The following is a 1,262-nucleotide window of genomic DNA, read 5'->3' on the forward strand; positions in this document are numbered from 1 at the left end:
GCCATCTTCGCCGCGTTGATGGCCTTCGCCGCGGCGATCGCGTTCCGCTCGATGCACGGGACCTGCACCAGCCCGCCGATCGGATCACACGTCAGGCCCAGGTTGTGTTCCATCGCGATTTCCGCGGCGTTCTCCACCTGCGCCGGGGTGCCGCCCATGACCTCAGCMAGKCCCGCCGCCGCCATCGASGACGCCGAACCGACCTCGCCCTGGCAGCCCACCTCGGCACCGGAAATGGATGCCTGTTCCTTGTAGAGCACCCCCACGGCACCGGCGGCGAGCAGGAACCTGGCCACCACGCCGTCGCGGTCCTCCTGCGTGGCCTGGTCCATGCCCGGGGCGAAATGCAGCGCGTAGTACAGGACCGCGGGAATGATCCCGGCCGCCCCGTTCGTGGGGGCCGTGACCACACGCCCGCCGGAGGCGTTCTCCTCGTTCACGGCCAAGGCCACCAGGTTCACCCATTCCTGCCAGTACCTCGGGTCATGGAAATCCTGGTCCGTAAAGTCCAGGTCCTGGCTGTCCACGCCCGGGCGGGCGCATTCCTTCTTCAACCGGTCGAACCAGTCCGGGGCGCGGCGGCGGACCTTCAACCCGCCCGGCAGCACCCCCTCACGCTTCAGCGAGGTCGCGACGCACGCCTCCATCACGGACCAGATATGCAGCAGCCCCGCCCGGATCTCCTCCTCGGTCCGGGAGGACTTCTCGTTGACCAGCATCACATCACTGATCCCCAACCCGGTGTCCACGCAGTGCTTCAGGAGTTCCGCGGCGGTCCGGAACGGCAGCGGCAGCTCCTTCTTGGACTCATCGAGTTCCTGCTGCGCGGCGTCCTCCTCGCCCTCACGGACAATGAACCCGCCGCCCACGGAGAAGAACGTCGCCCGGTGAAGTTCCGCACCGGTGCCGTCCGAGACGGTGAACGTCATCCCGTTCGTGTGCCGCGGCAACACCGTCAACGGCCGCAACACCATGTCCTTCACCCCGTACGGCAGCGGCACGCCTTCCCCGTTACCGGCCCCGGCCAGGTTCAGCGTCCCGGTCTCAGCGATCGCGGCCAGCCGCTCCTCCACCTCAGCCGGCAGGATCAGATCAGGATGGAACCCCTCCAACCCCAGCAAGATGGCCGTCATCGTCCCGTGCCCATGCCCCGTCGCAGCCAACGACCCATACAGATCCACCCGCAACGAAGCCACCCGGGACAACACCCCGGCACCCCTCAACTCCTCCGCAAACACCGCAGCAGCCCGCATCGGCCCCAC

Annotated in this window: 1 protein-coding gene; it reads right to left on the reverse strand. The window is 67.9% G+C overall.

Annotation, left to right across the window (positions count from 1 at the left end; translation table 11 throughout):
* The coding region (locus AC1DBN_RS21345) for an L-serine ammonia-lyase (RefSeq protein WP_477724181.1) at positions 1 to 1,262 on the reverse strand (1,262 nt) is incomplete at both ends.

The organism is Pseudarthrobacter sp. 10T415, from assembly GCF_056394175.1.